This window comes from Megasphaera sp. An286, from assembly GCF_002163455.1.
GTDB classification, from domain to species: Bacteria; Bacillota; Negativicutes; order Veillonellales; family Megasphaeraceae; genus Megasphaera; species Megasphaera stantonii.
This window is the reverse complement of sequence record NZ_NFIY01000014.1, coordinates 44,161-68,688: the sequence shown is the minus strand read 5'-3', so window position 1 is coordinate 68,688 and position 24,528 is coordinate 44,161. Positions and strand designations below refer to the sequence as shown.

Genomic DNA, 24,528 nt, shown 5'->3' with positions numbered 1-24,528 from the left:
GAAATCTTATTGCTAAGACCTCGCACTCTGGCGTATTGTTTCGTATCACATTGTTCAGTTTTCAAAGGCCATGCCGTCTCGCGACGACTTGTATATCTTACCAGACTCGTCCGGGCTTGTCAAGCACTTTTTTTGAAGTTCTTTTGACAAATCCCAACCGATTACTTTCCGTAATTCCTGGCTTGCCTCAACGGCTTTTATATTATAAGCTTTATCTCTTTACTTTGTCAAGAGAATTTTACAAAGAGATACGCATCTCTTGCCTCATTTCCATGGAGCCGTGTATTAACTTTCGTCCATATAAAGAATATTATGCAGCGCGCTATTTAATTTTACAACTTCTCTTCTTCATTCTGGTAAATTCATGCATTATATAGTATAATTTATAAAAGCAACAGATGAATAGACATACAGTCGCATCAATAGGAGATGGTAACATGATGAAGAAACAACTTATGTTGGCTGCCGCGGCTTTGACGGCGACGGCATGTATCGCCGGCTGCGGTTCGTCGGATAACGCCGGCGCCGCAAAGGAAAACGCCACGTTTATTGTCGGCATGGAACCGACGTTCCCGCCTTTTGAATTTACGGAAAACGACAAATACGTCGGCTTCGATTTGGATTTAGCCCAGGCCCTCTGCGATAAGATGGGCGTAAAAATGGAAGTCAAGAGCATGGGCTTCGACGCCTTGATCCCGGCCCTGAAGAGCGGCCAAATTGACATGATCGCTTCCGGCATGGACGCGACGGAGGAACGGGCTAAACAGGTCGCCTTCACTACGCCTTATTTCTTTGACGGCTATTCCGTCGTCGTCCGCAAAGACAATACGACGATCAACGGCTTTGACGACTTGAAGGGCAAGGTCGTCGGCGCCCAGGTCGGCACGAAGCCTGTCGACATCGCAACAGAACACGGTGCAGCAACGGTCAAGCAGTACGACGCTAACAGCCAGGGCTGGATGGAATTGAACAGCGGCACCTGCGACGCCGTCGTCATCAATACCTCCGTCGCCCTGTTCTATTTAAAGCAAGGCGGCGACAAGGACTTGAAGATCGTCGGGGAATCGGAAGTTCTCAACGACGGACTGGCCATGGCAATCAGCAAAGAAAAACCGGAGCAGCTTGAAAAGGTCAATAAGGCCCTTGCCGACATCAAGGCCGACGGCACGTATGCCCAAATTTACAAAAAATGGTTTGGCGTAGAACCGCCTGCTGATAAATAATCTCTATGTATACGACGTATATTTTTGATTTTGATTATACGCTGGCAAATTCGGAGCAGGGCATCGTCATGTGCTTTGAGATGCTGTTTGCCGACGAGGGGTACGGCCCCGTTCCGCGCGAAGACATTTGCCGGACTATCGGCATGACGATGTACGACGCCATGGCCCGGCTGACGGGCGAAACGAATCCGGAGCGAATCGAAGAGCTCATCTACCTGTATAAAGTCCGCTATTCCGACTATTACATGGTAGATAATACGCATTTGTACCCGCAGACAGTGCCTATGCTGCGCCGCTTGAAGGCCAAGGGGGCGCGCTGCTGCATCGTGTCGTCCAAGACCCGGTCGCGCATCAATCAGACCATTGAAAAGGAACATCTGGAATCGCTCGTCGACTGCGTCATCGGCATGGAAGATGTCAGCGAGGCCAAGCCGTCTCCCGAAGGGATTCAGCAGATTCAGCGGCGCTTCAATCTCGCGCCGTCCGACATCTTATACGTTGGTGACAGCCTTATCGACGCCGAAACGGCCCTTCGCGCCGGCGTCGATTTCGCCGCCGTGACGACGGGCACGACCGGCGCTTCCGCCTTTGCCAGTCTGCCTCACGTTCAAATCATGCAGGATTTAAGCGAACTTGCGTAATTTTACTTTGTAAGGGGTGTTCAACATGAACAAAAAATATCTTTCCATACTCGCCGCCTCTGTCGCCGCGGTGTCTCTCTTCACCGGCTGCGGCAGCGATTCTGCGGACAATAAAGGCGCCGCCAGCCAAGAAAAAGTGCTCATCGTCGGCACGGAACCGACCTTCCCGCCTTTTGAATTTACCGAAGACGGCAAGGACGTAGGCTTCGACATCGACCTCCTCCAGGCTATCAGCGATAAAATCGGCTACAAGATGGAAGTCAAAAATCTCGGCTTCGACGCCTTGATCCCGGCCTTGAAGAGCGGCCAGATCGACCTCATCGCCGCCGGCATGGACGCAACGGAGGAACGGAAGAAGCAAGTTGATTTTACCGACGTATACTTCAGCGGCGGCTATACCGTCGTCGTCCGCAAGGACAACACGGATATTACGGGCTACGAAAGCTTGGCCGGCAAGACCGTCGGCGCCCAGGTCGGCTCTCGGGCGGCCTTCTACGCCAAGGAACACGGCGCAACGGTCAAAGAATTCGACACGAACAGCCAGGGCTGGATGGAACTGGAAGCCGGTACGTGCGACGCCGTATCGATCGACAGCGCTGTCGCCATGTATTACTTAAAACAGGGCGGCGACAAGAGCCTGAAGCTCGTCGGCGATTTGATCAAGGACCGCAACGTCGCCATGGCCGTCAGCAAAGAAAAACCCGAATTGCGTGAAAAGGTAAACAACGCATTGAAGGAATTGAAAGCCGACGGCACGTACGCCAAATTATACAAAAAATGGTTCGGCACAGAACCTGCGCTTTAATAGAAACGGCCGCAAGGCAACAAAAAAACTCCCTTTCGGGAGTTTTTTTGTTATCCGTAAACATTACTTATGCATCTGTCTTCGCTTCTCCGGCAATAGACCGCAAATCTTCGTCAGGCACTACGATGAAGCGCACCGGCAAGTTCGCCGCGCCTGGCGGCATAAACCGAAGGTTCACATCCGTTCCGGCCCTGAATGTATCGACATACTGCATGCTGTACACGTCCTCCTTGCCAATGCTGAGGGCATGGGGAGGAAGCTCGACGATTTTCCGTACCTCGTCCTTTTTTCCCTGATTATACGTGACTTCCATTACGCCGGCATATTCACCGCCCTGGGGATTAAAGTACAAATGCAGGTCTCCCTTCCCCTTCGTGCGCAGTCCGATACGATATTCAACGCCGTAATTTCCCACGTTGACAGACAGGCGGTTGTCCATGACGTCCCGCCCCACTAAATACCGGTCGTCTTCGCCGCCGACCTTGATATAGGCCGGACCGTCTTTCGGGGCGTAGGAAAACAAGGCATCCCACTCCCGATCCTTGCCAGTAAACGTACCGCGCAGCTTAACGGAATCGCTGGGCAGGTATATCTGCTTCTGCACGAACGCAATGGGGTCTTCTTCCGACGGCACCATGATTGTCGACACATACATGGGCGACGGAAGCTCTACGTCGACAATGCCGGAAAAGAGCTGACCCCGCCAAATGACGACGTGGTCCAGCCGTTCGCCCAGCAGCGCATACCCATGGGCCGGGACGCTCACCGTATGGATCGTCTCGTCGCCTTCATAATACATCATCGACAATGTCTTCCCGACGCTGTAAATAGACGAGCTGGGCCGGGCGTACTGGCATCCTTTGACGACGGCGTCGACAGGCTCGTCCGCCGGGTTATAGGCCATGACGACGACATTGCACGTCTCCCAGCTCTGGTTCATGTGATAAAAATAGACCCGGCAATCGCCGCTTACCTTGTCGCCGTATAAAATCCCCGGCCGCTCCGGATATTCCGGGCTGTCGGAAAAAATCAGCGTCCCCGTGTCGACGGGGTCTTTCATTGCAATATGCTTCATGGGAAAGCGCACGACTTTCCCCATCACCGCCGGATCGGCCGGGTCGGCCGCGCCTGCAGAACCCCACAAGGCACCGGCCATCAGCAGTCCCGCCGCAACGGCTCGATATAGTTTCTTTACGTTCATCCTATCTCTCATTCCTCAATTTGCTTTGCCATATCGGAAATCTTTCGAAACCGATGGGCAAGGCCTGATTTCGTCAATCCCGACAACGTCGCCAGCTCACTCATGGACGCTTCGGGATGACTCATGCGCAGCTCCGCCGCTTCCTGCAGCTTAGGCGTCAGGCGCAGGTACAAGCCCGAAGCCTGAAGCTTTTCGATATCTCTGCGCTGGCGTATAGCCGCATCGACGGTTTTCTGCAAATTTGCCGTTTCGCAGTTGACGACGCGGTTGACGTTGTTGCGCATTTCCTTGACGATACGGACGCTTTCAAATTTCATATAGGCCTGGTCAGCCCCAATGAGCTGCAAAAAGGCTGACACGCCGTTTCCCTCTTTTATATACACGAGATAATCGCCCTTGCGGTCCGTCATCTTGGCCGGCAGGTGAAACCGGCACATGATTTTAAGCAGCTTCTGGGCAAAGGATTCGTTTCCTGTCAAAAGCTCCAGATGGTAATCTCCCTTAGGCTGGTTGACGGAGCCTCCGCCCATGAAAGCGCCCCGCAGAAAGGCCCGCTGGCAGGCTGGATTTTTCAAATCAATAGCTGAAAATTCCTTGTCTTTCGGGAACAGCGACAGCTGCTGCAGCGTTTTCGTGCTGGCAAAGGACGGCGGAACGCGCAGTATATAATAATTTTTCTTGCGCAGCCGAAGGCCCTGGCGCACGCGCACTTCCGGACGAACGGCAAAGGATTCCATCCACATCTTCAGGGCCTTTCGGGCTACGGCGTTGTTCGACGTGCTGAATTCGATGCCCACATGCCCGCGGGAGCCAAGCATCAGGGACCCGCCCATGCACAGCAGAGCCGCCAATTCGGCATAGCGGCAGGCGGCGTTTTCCGGCTTGCAGTGAGCAATCTCATTTTTAACCTGTTCAGCAAAGGACATAGGGTATGCCTCCTCTAGCGGCGTCTTAAATTGCGCTTCAACTCATACCGCTTCAAATAATAGTGGAGCAGCTCCGGCGACAGGTCGGTCCGCAAGGCGTTGATCAAATCGAAGAGAACGTTCGCCAGTTTTTTCGGATCGTGGGTTCCGCCTTTTTCAGCGTTTACCAAATCGGCGGACAGCAACGTCGCGCCCAAGTCTCCGACGCGCCGCTTGTCTATGACGACGGGCTGGGAGCCTGCGTCGGCATACCGCTGCAGCACAGCCGTGTCAATATCGCCGCTGTTGGCGATGACGAAATCGACGATTTCCTGGCCGGCATGCTGGTTAATGGCCTTGACGTGATCCGACACGGTGTAGCCGTCCGTTTCCCCGGGCTGGGTCATGACGTTGCAGATATAAATCTTCTTGGCTTTGCTGGCCCGTACGGACGCCGCTATATCGGGCACGCACAGATTCGGCATAATGCTGGTATACAGGCTTCCCGGCCCCAGCACGATGACGTCGGCTTCCTGAATCGCCTCGATGGCAGACTGAATCGCCTTAGGCTGTTCAGGCGTCGTAAACACCCGTTTGATTTTGCCGTGGGCGTGGGGAATCTGCGATTCGCCGCAAATGACCCGGCCGTCGGTCATCTCCGCGTTCAGCTGTATTTTTTCCGCCGACGCAGGAATGACCTTGCCGCGGACCTTCAAAACCTTGCTCGTCGCATCCATAGCCTCCTCTACGTCGCCGAGAACTTCGATCAAGGCGGCGATAAATAAATTACCGAAGCTGTGACCCGTCAAATTGCCGGAGCCGCCGAAGCGATGGGCAAAGAGCTTTTCCATCAGCCCTTCCTTATCGGCCAGGGCGACCAGGCAGTTCCGCAAATCGCCGGGAGCGATGATATCCAAATCCTGCCGTATGCGGCCCGTAGAGCCGCCGTCGTCGGCTACAGTAACGACGGCCGTCAGATTATACGTCTTGGTCTTCAGCCCTCGCAGCATGACCGACAGCCCCGTGCCGCCGCCGATGACGACGACCTTCGGCCCCTTGGCCAGCTGCAGATTAGCCAAGATTAAATCGCTGATGTTTTCCGACTCATTGGGCATGACGACGCCCAGCATCGTCCGGATGAGCCGGCGCGTCGCCCATCCCATGAGGAAAAGGCCCGACACGATGACGAGGATGCCGATCGTCGCCAGCACCGTATAGTTGTAATGGCCGGTCATTTCGTACAGCAGGCGGAACATCCACTCTTCAACCTGCCCCAGCCATTGGTAGTTAAAGGTCAGGACCAGGCCGAAGCTGGTCGCCATCATTCCCAAGCCGAAAAGAAACAGCCATCGCTTGATATGCAGTCCCGGATGCAGCCATTTAAAAAAGCGCATACTCCGACACCTCCATTACATTCCTTCGTAGCCCGGCGCGTCTTCTTCTACGTCGTTTTTATACAGATCCCGATGCTCGATGGATACGTCTACGCCCGTTTCTTTCAAGTGCTTGTACAAGGCCTCGGCCATGCAGACGCTGCGGTGCATGCCGCCGGTGCAGCCGACGGCGATGACCAGCTGGCTCTTTCCCTCCCGTTCGTAGTTGGGCAGCAGGAAATCGATCATGTCAAACCATTTTTCCTTGAAGGTCGCCGATATGGGAAAGCTTTCTACGTACTCGCGAACGGCAGGAACGCGGCCTGATTTATTCCGATATTCTTCGATGTAAAAGGGATTAGGCAAAAAACGGACGTCTTCGACAATGTCGGCATCGATGGGCATGCCGTGCTTAAATCCGAAGGATACGACCGTAACGTTCATGCCCTTCCGTCCCTCGCTGATGGCGTATTTCTTCACCAGCAGTTCTTTAAGCTGCTTCGGCTTCAAATTCGTCGTATCGATGATGAAATCAGCGTGCTTCCGCAGCGATTCCAGACGCTTCCGTTCTTCTGCAATCCCCTGGCTCAGCCGGCTGTGCGGCGCCAGCGGGTGCAGGCGGCGCGTTTCCTTGTAGCGGCGTACGAGGGTCTGGTCCGATGCTTCGATAAATACGATTTCATACGAAACGCCCTGAGCTTTCAATTCTTTCAGCGACTGGCTCATGGCGTCGAAAAACTCTCCGCCCCGTATATCGGCGATGAGGGCCACGTGACGGACTCGTTCGCCGCCCTTCATGCATAGTTCGGCAAACTTGGGAATGAGGACGGGAGGAATATTATCAATGCAGAAATAGCCCATATCTTCCAATGCCTGTACGGCCTGGCTTTTTCCGGCGCCAGACATGCCGGTTACGATGATCAGATGGAATTGGTCCATAAGAGCCTCCTTGTCTATAAAACGAACTTCTCAATCACCTTGGCGACGCCGTCATCGTCGTTGCCGGCCGTGACGTAGTCCACGACGTCCTTTACGGCCGGCGAGGCGTTGTCCATGGCGACGGCAAAGCCCGCCTCTTTCAGCATATCGACGTCGTTCGGCGAATCGCCGACGGCCATAATCTGTTCGACAGGCACCTGGAACAGCTCGCCCAGGCGATGCAGGCCGATGCCCTTATTCACGCCCTTCGGCATGATTTCCAAAAACGTCGGGTCGGAAAACAAGATAGTAAACCGCCCCGGCATGGCCTCTTCGATGATATCCCTGCGCCGTACCAGCTCATCGTGCTCGCCGCGGCTCAGCAGCTTATTGGGCGCTCCCTGGGGCGTATAAAAATCGTCGCCGCAGACGACGGCCCGGCAATGGGTAATGCGCTCATAGTCCTGAATCCATTCGTCGTATTCGGCCACACGCAGCACGTCGTCGATGTAGGTCTGCATCTGCCAGCCCATTCGTTTCGTCAGGGCCAGCAATTCCGCCGCGTCCTGCACGTCAATGGCCTGTTCAAACAGCTTCCGTTTCGATTCGACCGTCTGGATCAGACCGCCGGCATAGAGCACCATCGGAATATCTCCCAGGCCCAGCAGCTTGCCGTAGGGACTGGCCGTCGCATACATGCGGCCCGTGGCGATGGCCACGACGACGCCGCGCGAGCAAGCTTCCTGAATCGCGCTGAGAGTCCGCGGCGATACGGAAGAATCGCTGCGCAGCAGCGTGCCGTCCAAATCGAGGGCAATCATTCGTATCTCTGATTTCGGCGTATTCATTGTACGTCTCCTTTCTTCCACTCGAAGGGCTGACCGCCCGTTGACGGCGCCAGCTGGGACGGATATACGCCGGCCAGAGCCAAATCGTCGGCAAAGGCCTCGGCCAGCCGGTCTATTTTCTTCTGCTGTTCTTCCGTCGCCTGATTCCGGTTGCGCAGGGCCGCTTCTACCATGGGCACCATTTCAAACCGGGTCAGGGGATAGGACGGCGAAAATTTCGACAGGTCGGCGTCGGTCAGGCCGTCCTTCGTCAACTCGTATACGTACTGATATTCCCAAGAGTTTCGTTCCATCGCGTCAAAGGGATTGGGCGCGTAGGGATTATAGGCTCCCGCGCCGCCGGTCAGCAGCACGGCCGCGGCTATGAACAGCAAGGCAATTCGCTTCATTCTTCCATACCTCCATAAAATAAATATACTCCCTGCCGGGTCTAACTGCGTCGTCATACCTGAAAGAGAGCATATTCGTTCCTATTATTCTTCTGCTTTTGCGTCTTCCGCAGGCGGTTCTTCCACCGGCTTAACCGCTGCGTCGTCATCTTTTTTGCTGTCTAAGGCCATATCGTCCAGCAGCCGCAGCTGGCTGGTCAAAATAGCCCGGCACTTTTCACGGAACGCCCGGGTCTGGGCGACAACCTTGTCTAATTCCTGCTGCGAAGACTGCAGGCTCATCGTCGTTTCGTTCAGCATCTGCTTTTTCTTATTCGACGCTTCCTGCAGGATGAGTTCTGCTTCCTTGCGGGCCGTAACTTTGACGTTTTCCGCCGTCTGCTGGGCGAGCATCAGGGTACTGTTCATCGTCGATTCCATCTTTTCATACTGCGTCAGCTTATCCTGCAGCTTGTCACACCGTTCTTTCAGCTCGCAATATTCGCGATAGACCTTTTCATAGTCGGCGGCAATGCTTTCCATAAAAGCGTCTACGTCTTCTTCACTATATCCGCGGAATCCCCGTTTGAATTCTTTATTATGAATATCCATTGGTGTCAGCATGACGAAATTCCTCCTTGAACCAGATCTACTACAACCCAATACGCCTTACATATAGCGCTTCAGCAGCACGCCGATGCGCCCCTTGCGGGACGTCCCCGTAATCTGCGCCAGTTCCATACGGCCCTTGCCGCGCAGGGAAATGACGTCGCCTTCCTGCACGTCCTGAGACGGCCCCTTTGCCGGCTGCCAGTTTACCTGCACGCGGTCGCCCTTAATCGCTTCAGCCGCCTTCGTACGGGAAATGCCGAATCCCGACGACGCGACGGCATCCAGCCGCAGGGACGCTACAGTCGTCTTGATTTCCTTTACCTTTTCCTGCCGCGGCGCAATATCGCTCAGCGGCATTTCTTCGACCGTTACAGACACCATGGCCACCTTGGTGAAGTTCTGCTTCAGATACTGCAGCAGCGCCGTATCGGCCAGAATGACCGCGCCGTCGTCCTGCATGATGATATCGCCGAAGCGTTCGCGGCCAATGCCCAGTCCCATGAGGGAGCCCAGCACGTCGCGATGGCTGAGAAGGCGGTAGCGGGAATCCCATTTGACGCGGCAGGCCGTCAGGTTAAAATCCACCGGGCCGTCGTAATCGGCGCTGACAAAGGCCAGCTTTACCCGTTCCGCCCCTTGATAGCCGCCGAAGGTACGCAGTACCAGCGCCGGCGCATGAGCCTGAATCGTTTCGCCGATCTGCACCGCGCCGGGCGAAACGAATTCGCTGACGGCATAGGGACGGCCCTTGGCGGCGCTGTCGGCCAAATCGATCAGCCGGGCCGCCAGTTCCCCGTTATCCGTGCCTTGGTAATACCGAATAATTCTATCTCTGTTTTTCACAAAAATCCCTCGTTATGTCTTACTTCTGCGGCGTTTCGTCGCCGTTATTCCAGGCCAGCTGCGCCGCGCTGAAATCGCCGTAGTCGTGCTTGCTTCTGTCGACGGTCACATTGCTCGGGACACACAGGAAAATATCCTTACCGACCTTCTGGATGTTGCCGTCGAGAGCGTACGTCGCGCCGCTGATGAAGTCTACGACGCGCTTCGACACGTCGGGAGCCGTCGATTCGAAGTTGATGACCACGGGCTTGCGTTCCCGCAGGAAATCGGCGATGCTCTGCGAATCGTCAAAGGTTTCCGGTTCGACGATCATCATTTTCAGGGGCTGCGCCGGCTGTGCGCCGTATCCTAAGGCAGGACGATGGGGCGCAGCGACAGAGCGGCGGTTCTGCCGTTCTTCCACAACGTCTTCTTCGTCTTCGAATTCATCCGTTTCGAAATCGTCTTCGTCGTTTACTCCGCTAATAGAATTCGTAACCTTATTCCAAACATCTTTCAATCCCATGTCATATCCTCCTTAGTAATTACGCGCGCCGAAGATAGCCGTGCCTACGCGGACTACGTTCGCGCCTTCTTCAATTGCTATTTCAAAATCATGGGTCATGCCCATAGACAGATACTGAACCTGGCCTTCAGGGAATTTGAGCTTCATGTCGTCGTACAGCGCGCGAGCAATGCGGAAGATGGGACGAACGTCCTCTACCTGCTCAAAATTCGGCGCGATGCACATCAGCCCCCGCACGCGGACGTTAGGGAGCTCGCCGGCCAATCGGCACAGGGCGGGAAACTCTTCCACTTCCATGCCGAACTTCGTTTCTTCCCGGGCCACGTTGACCTGCAGCAAAATATCCTGAACCTTGCCGATCTTTCCGGCTTCCTTGTCGACGGCCCGCAGCAAATGCTCCGAGTCGACGGAATGAATCAAATCAAAGTGTTCGACGGCGTGCTTGGCCTTATTGGTCTGCAAGTGACCGATCAGATGCCACGTCAATCCATTATCGGGAAATTCCTTCTGTTTCTGCAGAGCTTCCTGCACACGGTTTTCACCTACGTCGGTAATACCGGCTGCGGCCGCTTCTTTCATGAATTCGACCGGGTGGTTCTTCGTCACGGCGACCAGCGTAATCGCATCGGTTCTCCCGACGCGGGCGGCGGCTGCGGAAATCCGCTGCCGTACGGCCTCAATATTATCCTTAATCAAGCGTAATCCCTCCGTAGCGCCCATAGTTTCAGTAGGGTACATGACTTACTTCATAAAACATTACACTGTTTCTATTATATATATTTAACGCTGCAAATGCTAGTAATTTTTATAAAAAATTCTCACTCCGTCCCTTCGTCTTCGTCAGCCGTCCCCGCTTCCCTTACAGAACAGCGAAGGCCGCCATGCGACCCGTACGGCCGAAGTCCCGCCGGTAGGAAAAAAATCGTTCCTCCTCCTCGTATACGCACGAAGGAGAAATATCTATATGGCCCGGCAAAAGTCCCGCATCTGTCAGCAGCTGCCGCGCAATCTGCTTCAAATCGATCGTCCGCCGGGCTCCGCGGCCGATGCAGCAGGCATAGGCAGGCCCCATGCGTGCTACGGCCTGGGCGAAGCCTTCGCTGATTTCGACATGGCCCGCGCCGGCGCAGGGGCCGACGTAGGCGTACAGGTCGGCGGGAATAGAACCGTATACCAGCTCCATGGCCAGGACCATTTTCGCAGGCAGCCTCGTCGTCGTTTCCCGCAGGCCGGCCCGTCCGACAGCACAGGCATGATGGGCCGGATCGAACAGGATGACAGGAGCGCTGTCTGCAGTAAAAACGGCCAAGGGCAGGCCGGCGCAGTTTGTCATCAAGGCGTCTGTATGAGCCAGCTCCGTATGGACGCTGCCGGCGCCACAGCCGGCTTCGGCAGGGCCGACGGCGACGATGTGGCCTTCGCCGGTCTGGCGGCACGTCGTCAGCTTCGTTAGCTCCATGCCGACGGCCTGACACAAGCGACGGCGGTTTTCCAGCACATGCAGCGCAGCGTCCCCAGTCTGAAACGACAGGTTCAGCGATTCATAGGCCCCCTGGCTCACGCCGCCGCAGCGGCCCGTCGCGCCGTGACGCAGGCCGGCCTGCCGCAGCAGGCGACTCTGTTCCCAGCCGAGGCCATCGCGGCTAATCCATTCCGTCGCCATCGCCGCCTCCGCATACGTGACACCGCCGGCAGCCGTCGAAGCACGGTATGGTAAACGCGCCCTTGCGAGCCAGCTCCAGCTCTTTCACCAGGTAGTTCGCATCTAAACCCATATCCAGCACGCTCCACGGCAATACGGCGTCTACAGGCCGCTCCGTATACAGGAAACCCTGTACGTCGAAGCGGAGCTCTTTCACGGCCCGCTTCCAGCCCTTTACGCCGCCGTATTGATGGGCCAGGGCCAGCAATTGGCCGACTCTCCGGTCGCCGCGGGCCAGCACGCCCTGAATATAGCATTGCCGCAGCGGCTCGGCCAATATTTCGATTTGCTTATCCTTGTCCAAGGCCTTCTTTATATAGGACAGCCGTTTTTCGACGGTCTTCTGGTCGGTCATGGCCATCCACTGGAAGGGCGTGCACGGCTTGGGAATAAAGGGATTGATGCTCAGAGTAATCTTTCCCTTATTGCCGATGGAAGCCATATGGGCCTGCACGCGCCTGGTCATCGTCACGATGCCTTCGATGTCCTCGTCTGTTTCCATAGGAAGGCCAATCATGATGTACATGCGGACGTGGCGGATGCCGGCAGCCGTCGCCAAATCGATGGAATGGAGCAGGTGCTCTTCCGTAATCCCTTTATTGATGATGTCGCGCATGTGGGTGCTGCCCGCTTCCGGCGCCAGGGTAATCGTCTTTTGGCCGCTTTCGGCCAGCCCCTTAACGATGGCCGGCGTAATCGAATCGGCCCGCAGGGAGGCGCAGGAAAACGCCAGCCCCTGGCTGCGGATAAATTCGACGAGCTCGTCGATATAGGGATAGTCCGATATGGCCGCGCCCATGAGGCCGATTTTCTTGCCCAGGCGCTTGCCCCTCAGCACGGCTTCCTTCACGTATTCCAAAGGCCGCACGCGGGGCCGCCGGTAACAGTAGCCGGCCATGCAGAACCGGCAGTGCCGGCCGCAGCCGCGGGCGATTTCAATGAGGTACATCGCTCCGAATTCCGTATAGGGCGTCGCCACGACCGTTTCTCCCGGCCCGGTAAGCTCCCGCCACTGCCGCCGTACCGACGCCGGCGCGCCGTCTTCCGGAACGATGGCCCGCAAACGGCCGTCCTCGTCGTATTCATGACGATACAGGGACGGCACGTATACGCCGGGCACCTTCGCCAGCCGCCGCAGCAGCGCCTGCCGGCTTTCCCCAGCCTCGCGGCCCGCCGTGTAGGCGTCTAAAAAAGAATGGATCAGCCCTTCGCCTTCTCCGATCAGACAGACGTCGACAAAAGAAGACAAGGGTTCGGGATTAAAAAACGCTACGGGGCCGCCCATGACGACGAGAGGGTCCATTTCCTCCCGATCCGCAGCCAGCACGGGCACGCGGCCCTGCTCCAGCATAGCCGGAATATTAAAATAATCCATTTCAAAGCTAACGGATAAGCCGATGATTTCAAAATCACAGAGAGGCCGGCCGTTTTCCAGGGTCAGCAAAGGAGAGCGCTCTTTAGCGTACAAGGCGGCCAATTCTTTATCGGGAAGGAAGGCCCGTTCGCACAGCCAGTCGGCCCGTTCGTTCACTTCGCGATAAATGATCTGCATTCCCAGGTTGCTCATGGCGACTTCATACGTGTTGGGGTAGCAAAGGGCCATAGCCCGCCGCGTGCCGAAGGGATACTTGTAATATCCCGTCTCGTCAGCCAGGCGCTCGGCTAATTTCCGTTCAATCTGCCAGCTCATGACATGCTCCTTTCTCTCATCGCCGTCATCCTCTCGTACCGCGGTTATGGGTATAGTTCGGCAGCAGCTTCGGCGACGGCGTCCCGTTTTTCACGTGGGCCGCCTCCCGCTCTTCTTCAAAGTGCTGCACGTGCGCTACCGTCAGCGCCCCCAGAGACGCCGTCCGGCTGTAGGCCGCCGCTTCCCTGCCGGCAATGCGCCCGAAGACGATGATGTCGAGGAGGCTGTTGCCCATCAGCCGGTTCGTCCCGTGAATGCCGCCGACGTCTTCCCCTGCTGCATACAGGCCGGGAATCTTCGTCGCGCTGCGCTCGTCGATGCAGATGCCGCCGTTTTGATAATGAAGGGTAGGATATACTAAAATAGGCTGCTTGCGGATATCGATGCCGAACCGCTCGTACATATGAATCATCGCCGGCAGCCGCCGCTCCATCGTCCCTTCGCCGTGAATCATATCTACCATTGGCGTATCGAGCCACAGCGCAGACCCGTGAAGGGCATGGACGCCTTTATGGCGGGCCAGGCATTCGCGGATAATCGACGCCGCTACGACGTCGCGTGTCTCCAGCGGATGCAGGAAGGCTTCGCCGTCCTTGTTGACCAGCATCGCGCCGAGGGAACGGACCTTTTCCGTCACCAAGGCGCCGTAAATCTGCGGCGGATAAGCGGCTCCCGTCGGATGATACTGTATCGCGTCGGCGTATACCAGAGGCACGCCGGCCCGATAGGCCAGCACCAGCCCGTCTGCCGTCGAGCCGTAGTGATTGGACGTGGGAAATCCCTGGTAGTGCAGCCTTCCTGCGCCGCCCGTAGCGATGATGACGCTTTTCGCCCGGACGACATGATATTCCTGCGTATCGAAATCATACAATACGGCGCCGGCCGCTTTTCCTTCTTCATCTAAAATGAGCTCTACAGCCGGCGAATACTCCAGTACCTCTACGCCTTCGTCGCGCACTTCGTCGCGGAGGACCCGCATGATTTCGGCTCCCGTATAATCGCCGCAGGCGTGCATCCGCTTGCGCGACGTGCCGCCGCCGTGGGTCGTGACCATCGTGCCGTCGTCGTATTTATCAAACATGACGCCCAGGCCGCCCAGCCACTGAATCGCCGCAGGCCCCTGCATGACGAGGCATTTCAGCAGCTCCGGCACATTTTTGAAATGGCCGCCGCCCAAGGCATCCAAGTAGTGAATCGCCGGTGAATCGTTTTCCTTGTCAGCTGCCTGAATGCCGCCTTCGGCCATGCCCGTATTGGCGTCGCCGAGACGCAGCTTCGTCGCCAGCAGGACGGACGCACCGTGCTGCCGCGCTTCAATAGCCGCCGCGGCTCCGGCTCCCCCGCCTCCGATGATGAGGACGTCCGTATCGTGCTCGATATGGTTCAAGTCAAAATCCGCGCCGAGAAGGCGGCTCTTTCCCTCCAGAACCGCCGCCAGCTCGCGGGGCACCTTATCGCCTTTGTTGGGGCCGACCATCAAAATAGAAAAATCCTTACGGCTGTAGTCGGGATGATAATTCCGCAGCAGCTCCTGCTTTTCCTGAGCCGTATACCGGCGCAGCTCCGCATACAGGCGCTCGTTCCGCGTAGCGTCTACGCAGGCCTGCGACGCCAGCATTTCTTCTGTATATTTCATGGCGCCTCCTACCTTTCCATGTCCCGCGCTTCATACAGCCGGTGAATTTCTGTATCCGACAGATGCATAAGACGTTCCAATTCCTCATCGTACAGCCCGGCCTCAATATCCTGAACCCGTTGATCCAGATGGACGCTTTTTTTCGCGATATACCGGCCCGTCAGGCGGCGGACCATGAGGCTGACCGCGCTGTGGCTGATCTTTACCGGACAACGGGAGGCGCAGATATCGCAGGCGACGCAGCGGAAGGATTCTTCGGCGCAGCCTTCGTAATCGCCGCGCTGGGCCAGGGCGATGTACTTCATGACGTTGATGCCCTGGGGGCAGCTCTTCGTACAGGCGTTGCAATGAATGCAGTTGTAGATTTCCGGGTAAAACTGCCCTACGACGTTGCCGGCCAGGGGCAGATTGTTGATATCGTAATCCTTTTTATTGATGGGAAAGGATTCCAGGCGTCCAACGCACATCCCCTCTTCTACCTTCGTCTGACAGGCCAGGGCGGAATACAGCTTCGTCTCGCCCTGAATGCGGTACACGACGGCGCAGGCTCCGCAGAACCCGCTGCGGCATCCGCAGCCCCGCACGAGGCGGAAGCCGGCGTACTCCATGGCCCGCATGATCGTTAAATCATCAGGCACAGTGCATCGTTTTCCCAATATATACAGGGTAACCATATGATGTTTCGTAGTCATATATGCTCCTTTTCTTTTAATGCAACCAGCTCTGCCGCTTCCTGCGGCATGAGGTGTGTTTCATTATACCATACTTCGGCCGCCTGCAACAAAATCGATTTTCCCCTGCCTGCCGCAGCTTTCACGCCGCAACCATAGAGGCACTCCGTCTAAAGGAAACGCCAAGCACGGAATGCATGCTTGGCGTTTTTTTCCTGCCTGTTCAGCAGGTACATATTCTATTAGGCTAATACTTCCAGGAGGCAGTCGCCGCTGATGATGGCCTGGCCCTTGGTGACGTAGATTTCGCCGATAGTGCCGTCGATAGGAGACGTAATGGTCGTTTCCATCTTCATGGCTTCCGTTACGACGAGGTCGTCGCCTTTCTTGACCTTCTGGCCCGGCGATACGAGGACGTTGACGACGGAGCCGGACAAGGTCGCGCCGATATCGCCTACCTTAGACGGGTCGGCTTTGCGTCTCGTCACGGTCTTCATGTCGACGCTCTTATCCTGTACCTGGATTTCACGTTCGACGCCGTTGAACATAAACGTAATGGTACGCATGCCGCTTTCGTCGGGGTCGCTGATGTTGATCATCGTGATGACCAAATCCTTGCCCTTTTCGATTTCAACGTGGATTTCTTCGTTTTTCTTCATGCCGAAGAAGAAGGTCGGCGTATCCAATACGCTTACGTCGCCGTACAGCTTGACGTTTTCATTGTAATCCTTGAATACTTTTTCGTATTGGCAGTATGCGTTGATATCTTCGTCTTCATGCTTGTAGCCTGCGCCGGCCAGCTTCTTGCGGACGGCTTCAAAGTCTACGGGAGCCAGGCTCTTGCCCGGGCGTTCCGTCAACGGCTTGCGGCCCTTGAGGATAATCTTCTGCAATTTTTCCGGGAAGCCCTGATAGGGAATGCCCAAGCGGCCTTCAAAGAATTCTACAACGGACTGCGGGAAGTTGAGGATATCGCCCTTTTCGTAGACATCTTTTTCCGTCAGGCCGTTCTGCACCATGAACAGCGTCATGTCGCCGACGACCTTAGACGACGGCGTTACCTTGACGATATCGCCGAACATCATGTTGACGTCGTGGTACATCTTCTTGATGTCGTTCCATTTTTCGCCGAGGCCAACGGCTTTCGCCTGCTGACGGAGGTTGGAGAACTGTCCGCCAGGCATTTCATGCTGGTATACTTCCGTGTTGGGGAACGGTTCGGCCTTGTCTACGCCCTTGTAGTACGGACGAACTGTCGCCCAGTAGCGGGACATTTCTTCCATGGCGTCGATGTCCAGATCGGGCTGGCGGTCGGTGCCGCTCAACGCATAGTACAGCGTGTTCATGCTCGGCTGGCTCGTGCCGCCGGCAAAGGACGAGTAAGCTGCGTCTACGATATCGACGTTGGCAGCCACGGCGCGGCTCAATGTCGCGACGCCGTTGCCCGAGCCGTCGTGCGTATGGAGATGGATCGGCAGGTCGACCGTTTCTTTCAGAGCCGAAACGAGGCGGTATGCCGCTTCCGGCTTGAGCAGGCCGGCCATATCCTTGATGGCGATGATGTTTGCGCCGGCGTTCTGCAGTTCCTTCGCCATGTTGACGTAGTACGCCAAATCGTATTTCGTGCGGGAGCTGTCGAGGATATCGCCGGTGTAGCACAAGGCGACTTCGGCGATCTTGCCCGTTTCGCGGACGGCCTGAATCGTGCCGTACATGTTGTCCAGGCTGTTGAGGCTGTCGAAAATACGGAATACGTCGATGCCGTTTTTCGCCGACAGTTCGACGAAGTTCTTGACGACGTTGTCCGGATAGCTCGTGTAGCCTACGGCGTTTGCGCCGCGGATGAGCATCTGGAGCAAAATGTTCGGCGCTTTTTCGCGCATCTGGCGGAGGCGTTCCCACGGATCTTCATAGAGGAAGCGGTAAGCGACGTCGAAGGTCGCGCCGCCCCAGCATTCATAGGAGAAGAACTGCGGCAGCTTCTTGGACGCCGTTTCGAGAACGCGGAGCATATCGATGGTGCGGACGCGGGTAGCCATCAGGGACTGATGGGCGTCACGCATCGTCGTATCCGTAACCAAAACTTTTTTCTGGTCGAGAATCCATTTAGAGAACTTTTCCGGCCCCATGGAATCGAAAATCTGCTTCGTGCCGGCCGGATACTCACCTGCTACAGCTGTCGGCATTTCCAATCGTTCGAATTCCGGTTTTTCCTGATGGCCAGTGCCAGCATAGCCGTTAATCGTCGTGTCGCCGATGTATTTCAGCAGCTTCGTGCCGCGGTCCTGTACGACGGGCAGGTTAAACAGTTCCGGATGGTTGTCAATGAAGTTGACATTGTACGAACCGTCCACGAATTCCGGCGATTTCAGCACGTTGATGAGGAAGCCGATGTTCGTCTTAACGCCGCGAATACGGAATTCTTTCAGCGTACGCAGCATTTTCTGCACAGCCCCTTCATGGGTCAGCGCATATGTCGTAGCCTTAACGAGAAGGGAATCATAATACGGCGTAATAATCGCGCCGGTATACGCATTGCCGCTGTCGAGACGGACGCCGAAGCCGCCGCCGCTGCGGTATACCATAATTTTGCCCGAATCCGGCATAAAGTTGTTCATCGGGTCTTCTGTCGTAATACGGCACTGGATGGCATTACCTTGGCAATGAATCGATTCCTGCGACGGAATGGCAATTTCCTTGCTGTCCAGCGCATAGCCTTCGGCCACTTTTATCTGGGTCTGCACAATATCGATACCCGTAATCATTTCCGTGACAGTATGTTCTACCTGTACGCGGGGGTTAACTTCGATAAAGTAGAATTTTTCATCAGGCGTAACGAGGAATTCGACTGTGCCGGCATTGACATAGTTGACGTTCTTCATGAGCTTGATCGCCGCGGCGCAGATGTCATGGCGAAGCTTTTCCGACAAGGAGAAGGCCGGAGCGATTTCGACTACCTTCTGGTGACGGCGCTGGATAGAGCAGTCCCGTTCGAACAAGTGGATGACGTTGCCGTGTTCGTCGCCCATGATCTGGACTTCGATGTGCTTCGGATTGACGATGCACTTTTCCAAATAAATTTCGTCGTTGCCAAATGCCAATTTAGCTTCTGACTTTGCCCGGTCATAGGCTTCGCGCAAATCAACCATGCGGTTGACCATGCGCATGCCGCGGCCGCCGCCGCCGTTGACGGCTTTGAGCATGATGGGGAAGCCTTCTTCGCGGGCGAATTTTTCGACTTCTTCATAATTCATAACCGGGCCGTCGCTGCCGGGAATATACTGGATGCCCGCTTTTTTAGCCTGAATACGGGCGTTGATTTTATCGCCGAACATGATGAGATGTTCGACCTTAGGCCCAATGAAAATAATGCCTTCTTCTTCGCAGCGCTTCGCCAAATCGGCGTTTTCGGACAAGAAGCCGTACCCCGGATGGATTGCGTCTACGTCGTGTTCATGGGCAATGCGGATAATATCTTCAATATCTAAATATGCATCTACCGGTTTCTTACCTTCCCCAACCAGATAGGATTCGTCTGCACGGAAACGGTGCAGCGACAGCGAATCTTCTTTGGAGTAAATAGCTACGGTGCGGATTCCCAGCTCGTTGCAGGCACGGAATACGCGGATAGCGATTTCCCCGCGGTTGGCCACTAAAACCGAACGAATTTTTCTCATGAAAATACCCTCCTGAGTAATGATTTACAGTACATAACAATGAATGATAGGTATATTACCTTTTCTTTTCACTGTAGTTTTAATTATAACAAAATAGGAAAACATTACAAGAGAAGGAATCGTTATATACGGAATAAATACTGTATACAAAATAAGAACTGCCGAGTTATCCCCGAATCCTTCCGAAAATGATAAAAAGCCCGCCGCACATTGCTGCGCGGCAGGCAGGGAGAGGCGTTACCGATGCTGAATCGCTTCGACGACAGCCGGTAATTCTGTAATATTCTGGATCACGTAGTCTGCGCCGGCTCCTTCAAATACGGCCCGCACGTCCTGACGCTTCTGAGTTTTTTCTTCTTCGCTCAAGGCGTTGAACTGGTCTTCGTTCAGCCCCATGACGGAACTGCCGTCGATAATGCCGACGGACCAGACGCCGGCGGCCTTGCCCTCTCTAATATCCGACACGGTATCGCCGACCTTGACGACGCAGCGTACGTCCGACAGGCCCAGCTTCATCATGTTTTTAAAGATCATATAGGGATACGGGCGTCCCTTGCCGTCCGTCGAATCAGGGGAAAACCAGCAGTCCGGCTCATAGCCCTGGTCCGCCGCGGCTTTGACGACGATGTCCATCATGACGTCCGTATATCCCGTCGTCGAGCCGATGGCCAGCCCCATAGCCCGAAGCTTGGCTACCGTCTCGATGACGCCGGGCTTTACCTTCGAATAATTGGCGAGCGTCGACAACAGCTCCGGTTCAAAATGGCTGTAAACTTTTTCTACGTCTTCTTCCGCCCAAGCGCTGCCGTTTGCGTCTTTCCAGGCTTCGCCGATGCGGTCCATGGACAGCATCGTGCGGATGTGGTCGCGCTTGAGCATCCCCATGGGCTTTCTCGTTTCTTCTTCCGTAACGGTTACGCCGTTGGCGGCAAAGCTGTCCATAAAGGCCCGGACAGGAGCCATGCAGCCGAAGTCGACCGTCGTGCCTGCCCAGTCAAAGATAATTCCTTCTATTTTCATCGTCTTACTTCAATCCCTTCATATAATCTGTGAAAATCTGCAGAATTTTCTGTACGTCTTCGTCGTAAATTTCGCCGATATTGCCCAGGCGGAACGTATCCTGGGCCGTCAGCTTGCCCGGATAGATGACGTATCCCCGTTCTTTCAGGAAGGCGTACATATCCTGGAAGTCGAAAGACATGGTTTCCGGATACAGGAAGGTCGTAATGATCGGCCCCTGCACGTCCTTGTCGATATACGCCGTAAAGCCCAGGGCTTCCATCCCTTCGCGAAGGGCGGCGTTCGTGCGGGCGTACCGTTCGTGACGGGCCGCAATCCCTCCTTCGGCGCGCAGTTCTTCCAGCGCCTTGCGGAAAGCCGCGACGACGTGTGTCGGCGACGTGAAGCGCCATTTGCCGCCGTCCTTTTCCATCGTTTCCCACTGGGCGTATACGTCGAGGGACAGGCTGCGGGCCGTGCCCTTCGTTTCCTTCAAATCAGCTTCCTTGGCAATGATGAAGGAGAAGCCCGGCACGCCCTGGATGCACTTGTTGGCACTGCTGATGAGGTACATAATCCCCAGAGCCGGCACGTCGATATCGACACCGCCGAAGCTGCTCATAGCGTCGACGATGAATTTCTTCCCGTACTTCTTCGCCACTTCGCCGACGGCGGCAATATCGTTGAGAATGCCCGTCGTCGTCTCGCTGTGGACCATGGAAATATGGGTAATGGCCGGGTCGGCTTTTAAGGCTTCTTCAATAGCGTCCGCCTGGGGAATCGTATCGTACGCCGTTTCAACGACAGCGTAGGGAAGGCGGTGATAGCGGCAGATTTCCGCCATGCGCTTGCTGTACGCGCCGTTTACGGCGATGAGAAGCTTGTCCGTATCCTTGATGACGCTGGACAAGACGGCTTCTACGCCGAAGGTGCCGCTGCCCTGCATGAGCACCGTCGTGTATCCCGATTCCGCATGGGCCAGGCGGAGGAGCTCCGCCCGGATTTCCTGGGTCATGTTCTTATAGTCGTCGTCCCAGGTGCACAAGTCGACGAGCATTTCTTCTTTTACCGTTTCCGTCGTCGTAAGCGGCCCCGGAGTGAGCAATTTATATTTATTTTTATCCATAATTCGTTACCTGCTTTCTCTTCGATTATCCTTTAATGAGCTGCTGATGCTTTTTCAAGAGGTCTACAGTCAGCGCTTCCTTATACTGCTTCGGATAGGCCGGTTCGAAGGTCTTGTCTACGGTTTCGCCTTCATACAGGGCCATGGGGTAGAATTTGAGCAGTTCCTGGCGGCTGTTCTTGACGATGCATTCGGCCATCTTCATAGCCAGCTCTTTCTTCTTGCTGTCGGCCTTATTGATAACGGCTACGCCTTCGGTGAGGAAGAAGTTGCCTTCCGTCGGGTCGACGACTTTAATGGGCAGGCCTTTCTGTTCTTCCATCAGGCCCTGATGACGGAGACCGAAGCCGACGGCCACTTCGCCGGCCTTAACTTTTTTGAGGGGGCCGGAACCGGATTTTTCCATGTGCGGGCCGGCATTGGCTTCGAGCTGTTTCAAGATAGCTGCGCCTTCCTGTTCGCCGTAAGCGTCAAATACGGCCTGGGCCAACAGCCAGGATGTAGACGAGCCCATGATATCAGGCAGGGAAATCTTATCTTTATATACGGGGTTGGTCAAGTCTTTAATGGATTTCGGCATGGGGAGATTTTCCTTCTGCAATACTTCCGTATTGACGAAGATGGCGCCGAACTGGCCTGTCGTCGGCTTGTAATACGACGGCGTTTCCTGCAAGGTCTTGGCGTCGAAGGTCAAGTCTGCGAACATCTTGTTTTCCTTCTGGGCCGAATCGATATAATAGGTGCTCATAGTAATCAAGTCGGCTTCGATATTCGTGCCTTCGGCCATGAGCTTACCGCCTAATTCGGACGTGCCGAAGGCCTGCATGACATATTTTCCTTCAAAGCCGTTGCTGTCCAAGGCATGCTTGAAGGCGTCCTGCGCTTCCGGGTCGGCGTTGGTATAGATGACGACTTGTTCGTCTGCCGACGCGCTGTCGCCGCTGCTGCCGCAGCCGGCAAATCCGGCGGCCATAGTCACGGCCAAACATCCGGCGATTAAATACTTGTACCATTTTTTCATGATGTAAATCCTCCTCGTAGTAGCTGATACATATTGTGATTTTTATATGCGTTCCGGCAAATCTTCCAGGCCGGCGTTCTGCCGTTTGGCCTCTTTGCCGAAAATGCTTTGGAATTTCTGCTTGACATGGAGCACGATATCGTCATGGCTCGACAGATAATCGAAGATGACCTTGACGATGATATTCGTCAGGAAAATGAGCAGGGACAACACGAATACTTCGTCGTATTTTTCAAAATACTGGGCCTGGGTGATCTTCGTCGTCATGACCATCGTGCGGGCGCCGGTGACGAAGATAATGGCGCTGATCGTGACCATAGCCTGAATGAAGATATAGCTGAGCATCTGGAACACCGTCGACATCGTGTTGGGAATGATGACCCGGAAAATCGTCTTCAGCCACGAATCGCCCATCAGAGCCCCCGTCGTTTCCCACGACATGTTGATTTTAGACAGAGACGCCTGAATCATGAGATACGGTGTCGTAAACTCGCGAACCGAGTTCAGCAGGATAATGATGATGAAGGTGTTCTGAATCGGCGAGCCCGTAAAGGCAAACAAGAATGCCACGCCGAGGACCATGCCGGGAACGGTATTCGTCACCATGGCGCAGGCGTCCATGAGCATCTTGCAGACGCCGGGAAGCTGGGAACGGGCGTTGACCAAGGCGGCCATGTAGGCCAGGACCGTGCCGATGACGGCTGTAGCGGCGGCTACCATGACGGAGTTCGTATACACCGTTTCAATAGACCGGTCGCTCAAAATACGCTGCAGTGTTTCCGTCGTAAAGACGATCTGATAGGGCCAGCTCTTAATGAACGGCACGATAAACATGATGGCAAAAATAGAGAAGATCGCAGCGATAACGATGACATAAACGGCAGCGAAGAAGCCGTCGCGCACTTTATCGTCGGCCAGCTCAAAGGTACTGATCTTGTTGTAGCGGAAGTTGAAGCGTTCTGTAAACCGCAGGAGCCACACGGCAACGATGGACGGAATCAGCATGATAACAGCTATAGCCGAGCCGGACTGGAAATCAGGCACGGCGCCCATCATGACCATGTACAGCTGCGTTGCCACGACAGTGTACTGCCCGCCGATGGACGCGGGAATACCAAAGTCGGTAAAGGACAAGAAGAAAGACAAAATAAAGGCCGCAGCAATCGTCCCAATCATAGGACGCACGCTCGTAATATAGAACGTGCGCAGCGGGCTGTCGCCCATAATCTGCGATACGATGATGAAATGTTTGTCTACGTACTTAAAGGCGTTGTACAGCAAAACAAAGGCTGGCGGCAGCGTGTAGATAACGTAGGAAATGAGCAATCCCCAAAATCCATAAATGGAAAAGAGCTGGTGCCCGATAATCTGAGTAATTAACCCCTGTTTGCCCAAGGAATAAATGACGGCAAACCCATAGGTTAAGGTCGGCAGAAACATGGGAAGGATGATGAGTATCTGCACGACAGATTTAAAGCGGTCCGGCAGCTTCGTATAATGAAGCCCATAAGCCAGTACAAAGGCCAGTACGACTGTAATAAGAGCTTCTAACCCCGATACGGCAAAGCTGTTGCGCAGGGACAGTAAAAATTCCTCATTGTTCAGCACGGCCAGATAATTTTCCAATCCGACGCCGCCGGAAGCCTGCAAGAAGGACTTGCTGAGCAAGATAGCCAAGGGACAGCAAACGGCGCCTAAAAAGACGACGCATATAAGCCCGAATATAAACTTTAACTCTATTCGTTCTTTTTCCATGACCTTCTC

Annotated in this window: 22 protein-coding genes; 3 read left to right on the top strand and 19 right to left on the bottom strand. The window is 55.1% G+C overall.

Going from position 1 to position 24,528, the window contains the following annotated elements; genetic code table 11:
- Nucleotides 1-437: 437 nt before the first annotated feature.
- The 3 genes from B5F80_RS07740 to B5F80_RS07730 are packed head-to-tail and all read left to right on the top strand — an operon-like array spanning nt 438 to nt 2,669.
- The gene (locus tag B5F80_RS07740) at nt 438-1,223 is read left to right on the top strand and encodes a basic amino acid ABC transporter substrate-binding protein (protein WP_087478248.1); all 786 of its coding nucleotides are present in this window, start codon (nt 438-440) and stop codon (nt 1,221-1,223) included.
- 5 nt (nt 1,224-1,228) lie between these two features.
- Complete coding sequence (locus B5F80_RS07735; protein WP_087478247.1) at nt 1,229-1,864, top strand: HAD family hydrolase; 636 nt, start codon at nt 1,229-1,231, stop codon at nt 1,862-1,864.
- Nucleotides 1,865-1,889: 25 nt separating this feature from the next.
- Complete coding sequence (locus tag B5F80_RS07730; protein WP_087478246.1) at nt 1,890-2,669, top strand: basic amino acid ABC transporter substrate-binding protein; 780 nt, start codon at nt 1,890-1,892, stop codon at nt 2,667-2,669.
- A 67-nt stretch (nt 2,670-2,736) separates the two neighbouring features.
- Here the strand turns inward: B5F80_RS07730 and B5F80_RS07725 are convergent, their stop codons facing one another.
- From B5F80_RS07725 to B5F80_RS07635, 19 genes are all read right to left on the bottom strand, one after another.
- Nucleotides 2,737-3,870 carry a hypothetical protein gene (locus B5F80_RS07725; RefSeq protein WP_087478245.1) on the bottom strand — a complete coding sequence of 378 codons (1,134 nt, stop codon included), beginning with the start codon at nt 3,868-3,870 and terminating at the stop codon, nt 2,737-2,739.
- An 8-nt stretch (nt 3,871-3,878) separates the two neighbouring features.
- A complete protein-coding gene (gene whiA / locus B5F80_RS07720) occupies nt 3,879-4,796 on the bottom strand; it encodes a DNA-binding protein WhiA (RefSeq protein ID WP_087478244.1) in 918 nt (305 codons plus the stop codon).
- Between the two features lie 14 nt (nt 4,797-4,810).
- The gene (locus B5F80_RS07715; protein WP_087478243.1) at nt 4,811-6,169 is read right to left on the bottom strand and encodes a YvcK family protein; all 1,359 of its coding nucleotides are present in this window, start codon (nt 6,167-6,169) and stop codon (nt 4,811-4,813) included.
- 15 nt (nt 6,170-6,184) lie between these two features.
- Nucleotides 6,185-7,087, bottom strand: a complete 903-nt coding sequence (gene rapZ, locus B5F80_RS07710) for an RNase adapter RapZ (RefSeq protein ID WP_087478242.1) — start codon at nt 7,085-7,087, stop codon at nt 6,185-6,187.
- 14 nt (nt 7,088-7,101) lie between these two features.
- Complete coding sequence (locus B5F80_RS07705; protein ID WP_087478241.1) at nt 7,102-7,914, bottom strand: Cof-type HAD-IIB family hydrolase; 813 nt, start codon at nt 7,912-7,914, stop codon at nt 7,102-7,104.
- Nucleotides 7,911-8,303 (bottom strand): hypothetical protein, encoded by a 393-nt coding sequence (locus tag B5F80_RS07700; RefSeq protein WP_087478240.1) that lies wholly within the window; start codon nt 8,301-8,303, stop codon nt 7,911-7,913. The genes B5F80_RS07705 and B5F80_RS07700 overlap by 4 nt, the downstream gene beginning before the upstream one ends.
- An 84-nt stretch (nt 8,304-8,387) precedes the next feature.
- Nucleotides 8,388-8,906: a DivIVA domain-containing protein gene (locus B5F80_RS07695; RefSeq protein ID WP_198947432.1), complete on the bottom strand. Its 519-nt coding sequence runs from the start codon at nt 8,904-8,906 to the stop codon at nt 8,388-8,390.
- Nucleotides 8,907-8,951: 45 nt separating this feature from the next.
- Nucleotides 8,952-9,737, bottom strand: coding sequence for a YlmH/Sll1252 family protein (locus tag B5F80_RS07690; protein ID WP_087478238.1), 786 nt, complete (start codon nt 9,735-9,737; stop codon nt 8,952-8,954).
- Between the two features lie 19 nt (nt 9,738-9,756).
- Nucleotides 9,757-10,242, bottom strand: a complete 486-nt coding sequence (gene sepF / locus B5F80_RS07685) for a cell division protein SepF (protein WP_087478237.1) — start codon at nt 10,240-10,242, stop codon at nt 9,757-9,759.
- A gap of 12 nt (nt 10,243-10,254) precedes the next feature.
- Complete coding sequence (locus B5F80_RS07680; RefSeq protein WP_087478236.1) at nt 10,255-10,938, bottom strand: YggS family pyridoxal phosphate-dependent enzyme; 684 nt, start codon at nt 10,936-10,938, stop codon at nt 10,255-10,257.
- Between the two features lie 163 nt (nt 10,939-11,101).
- Nucleotides 11,102-11,905 (bottom strand): polyphenol oxidase family protein, encoded by an 804-nt coding sequence (locus B5F80_RS07675; RefSeq protein ID WP_087478235.1) that lies wholly within the window; start codon nt 11,903-11,905, stop codon nt 11,102-11,104.
- Complete coding sequence (locus B5F80_RS07670; RefSeq protein ID WP_087478234.1) at nt 11,886-13,634, bottom strand: radical SAM protein; 1,749 nt, start codon at nt 13,632-13,634, stop codon at nt 11,886-11,888. The genes B5F80_RS07675 and B5F80_RS07670 overlap by 20 nt, the downstream gene beginning before the upstream one ends.
- A gap of 25 nt (nt 13,635-13,659) precedes the next feature.
- On the bottom strand, nt 13,660-15,270 hold the full coding sequence (locus B5F80_RS07665; RefSeq protein ID WP_087478233.1) for an FAD-binding protein: 1,611 nt from the start codon (nt 15,268-15,270) through the stop codon (nt 13,660-13,662).
- Between the two features lie 8 nt (nt 15,271-15,278).
- Nucleotides 15,279-15,962, bottom strand: coding sequence for a 4Fe-4S dicluster domain-containing protein (locus B5F80_RS07660; RefSeq protein ID WP_239386329.1), 684 nt, complete (start codon nt 15,960-15,962; stop codon nt 15,279-15,281).
- A gap of 221 nt (nt 15,963-16,183) precedes the next feature.
- On the bottom strand, nt 16,184-19,618 hold the full coding sequence (locus B5F80_RS07655) for a pyruvate carboxylase (protein WP_087478232.1): 3,435 nt from the start codon (nt 19,616-19,618) through the stop codon (nt 16,184-16,186).
- 237 nt (nt 19,619-19,855) lie between these two features.
- Nucleotides 19,856-20,638: a phosphonoacetaldehyde hydrolase gene (gene phnX / locus B5F80_RS07650; RefSeq protein WP_087478231.1), complete on the bottom strand. Its 783-nt coding sequence runs from the start codon at nt 20,636-20,638 to the stop codon at nt 19,856-19,858.
- A 4-nt stretch (nt 20,639-20,642) separates the two neighbouring features.
- Entirely contained in the window at nt 20,643-21,743 is a 1,101-nt protein-coding gene (gene phnW / locus B5F80_RS07645; RefSeq protein ID WP_087478230.1) for a 2-aminoethylphosphonate--pyruvate transaminase, read from the bottom strand.
- Between the two features lie 25 nt (nt 21,744-21,768).
- A complete protein-coding gene (locus tag B5F80_RS07640; RefSeq protein WP_087478229.1) occupies nt 21,769-22,764 on the bottom strand; it encodes an extracellular solute-binding protein in 996 nt (331 codons plus the stop codon).
- 42 nt (nt 22,765-22,806) lie between these two features.
- Nucleotides 22,807-24,519: an ABC transporter permease subunit gene (locus B5F80_RS07635; RefSeq protein WP_087478228.1), complete on the bottom strand. Its 1,713-nt coding sequence runs from the start codon at nt 24,517-24,519 to the stop codon at nt 22,807-22,809.
- Nucleotides 24,520-24,528: the final 9 nt, after the last annotated feature.

Coding starts and splice junctions, on each gene's coding strand:
- B5F80_RS07740 (WP_087478248.1), top strand. CDS start 438: ATGATGAAGAAACAACTTATGTTGGCTGCCGCGGCTTTGACGGCGACG.
- B5F80_RS07735 (WP_087478247.1), top strand. CDS start 1,229: ATGTATACGACGTATATTTTTGATTTTGATTATACGCTGGCAAATTCG.
- B5F80_RS07730 (WP_087478246.1), top strand. CDS start 1,890: ATGAACAAAAAATATCTTTCCATACTCGCCGCCTCTGTCGCCGCGGTG.
- B5F80_RS07725 (WP_087478245.1), bottom strand. CDS start 3,870: ATGAACGTAAAGAAACTATATCGAGCCGTTGCGGCGGGACTGCTGATG.
- whiA (WP_087478244.1), bottom strand. CDS start 4,796: ATGTCCTTTGCTGAACAGGTTAAAAATGAGATTGCTCACTGCAAGCCG.
- B5F80_RS07715 (WP_087478243.1), bottom strand. CDS start 6,169: ATGCGCTTTTTTAAATGGCTGCATCCGGGACTGCATATCAAGCGATGG.
- rapZ (WP_087478242.1), bottom strand. CDS start 7,087: ATGGACCAATTCCATCTGATCATCGTAACCGGCATGTCTGGCGCCGGA.
- B5F80_RS07705 (WP_087478241.1), bottom strand. CDS start 7,914: ATGAATACGCCGAAATCAGAGATACGAATGATTGCCCTCGATTTGGAC.
- B5F80_RS07700 (WP_087478240.1), bottom strand. CDS start 8,303: ATGAAGCGAATTGCCTTGCTGTTCATAGCCGCGGCCGTGCTGCTGACC.
- B5F80_RS07695 (WP_198947432.1), bottom strand. CDS start 8,906: ATGCTGACACCAATGGATATTCATAATAAAGAATTCAAACGGGGATTC.
- sepF (WP_087478237.1), bottom strand. CDS start 10,242: ATGGGATTGAAAGATGTTTGGAATAAGGTTACGAATTCTATTAGCGGA.
- B5F80_RS07675 (WP_087478235.1), bottom strand. CDS start 11,905: ATGGCGACGGAATGGATTAGCCGCGATGGCCTCGGCTGGGAACAGAGT.
- B5F80_RS07670 (WP_087478234.1), bottom strand. CDS start 13,634: ATGAGCTGGCAGATTGAACGGAAATTAGCCGAGCGCCTGGCTGACGAG.
- B5F80_RS07665 (WP_087478233.1), bottom strand. CDS start 15,270: ATGAAATATACAGAAGAAATGCTGGCGTCGCAGGCCTGCGTAGACGCT.
- B5F80_RS07660 (WP_239386329.1), bottom strand. CDS start 15,962: ATGACTACGAAACATCATATGGTTACCCTGTATATATTGGGAAAACGA.
- B5F80_RS07655 (WP_087478232.1), bottom strand. CDS start 19,618: ATGAGAAAAATTCGTTCGGTTTTAGTGGCCAACCGCGGGGAAATCGCT.
- phnX (WP_087478231.1), bottom strand. CDS start 20,638: ATGAAAATAGAAGGAATTATCTTTGACTGGGCAGGCACGACGGTCGAC.
- phnW (WP_087478230.1), bottom strand. CDS start 21,743: ATGGATAAAAATAAATATAAATTGCTCACTCCGGGGCCGCTTACGACG.
- B5F80_RS07640 (WP_087478229.1), bottom strand. CDS start 22,764: ATGAAAAAATGGTACAAGTATTTAATCGCCGGATGTTTGGCCGTGACT.
- B5F80_RS07635 (WP_087478228.1), bottom strand. CDS start 24,519: ATGGAAAAAGAACGAATAGAGTTAAAGTTTATATTCGGGCTTATATGC.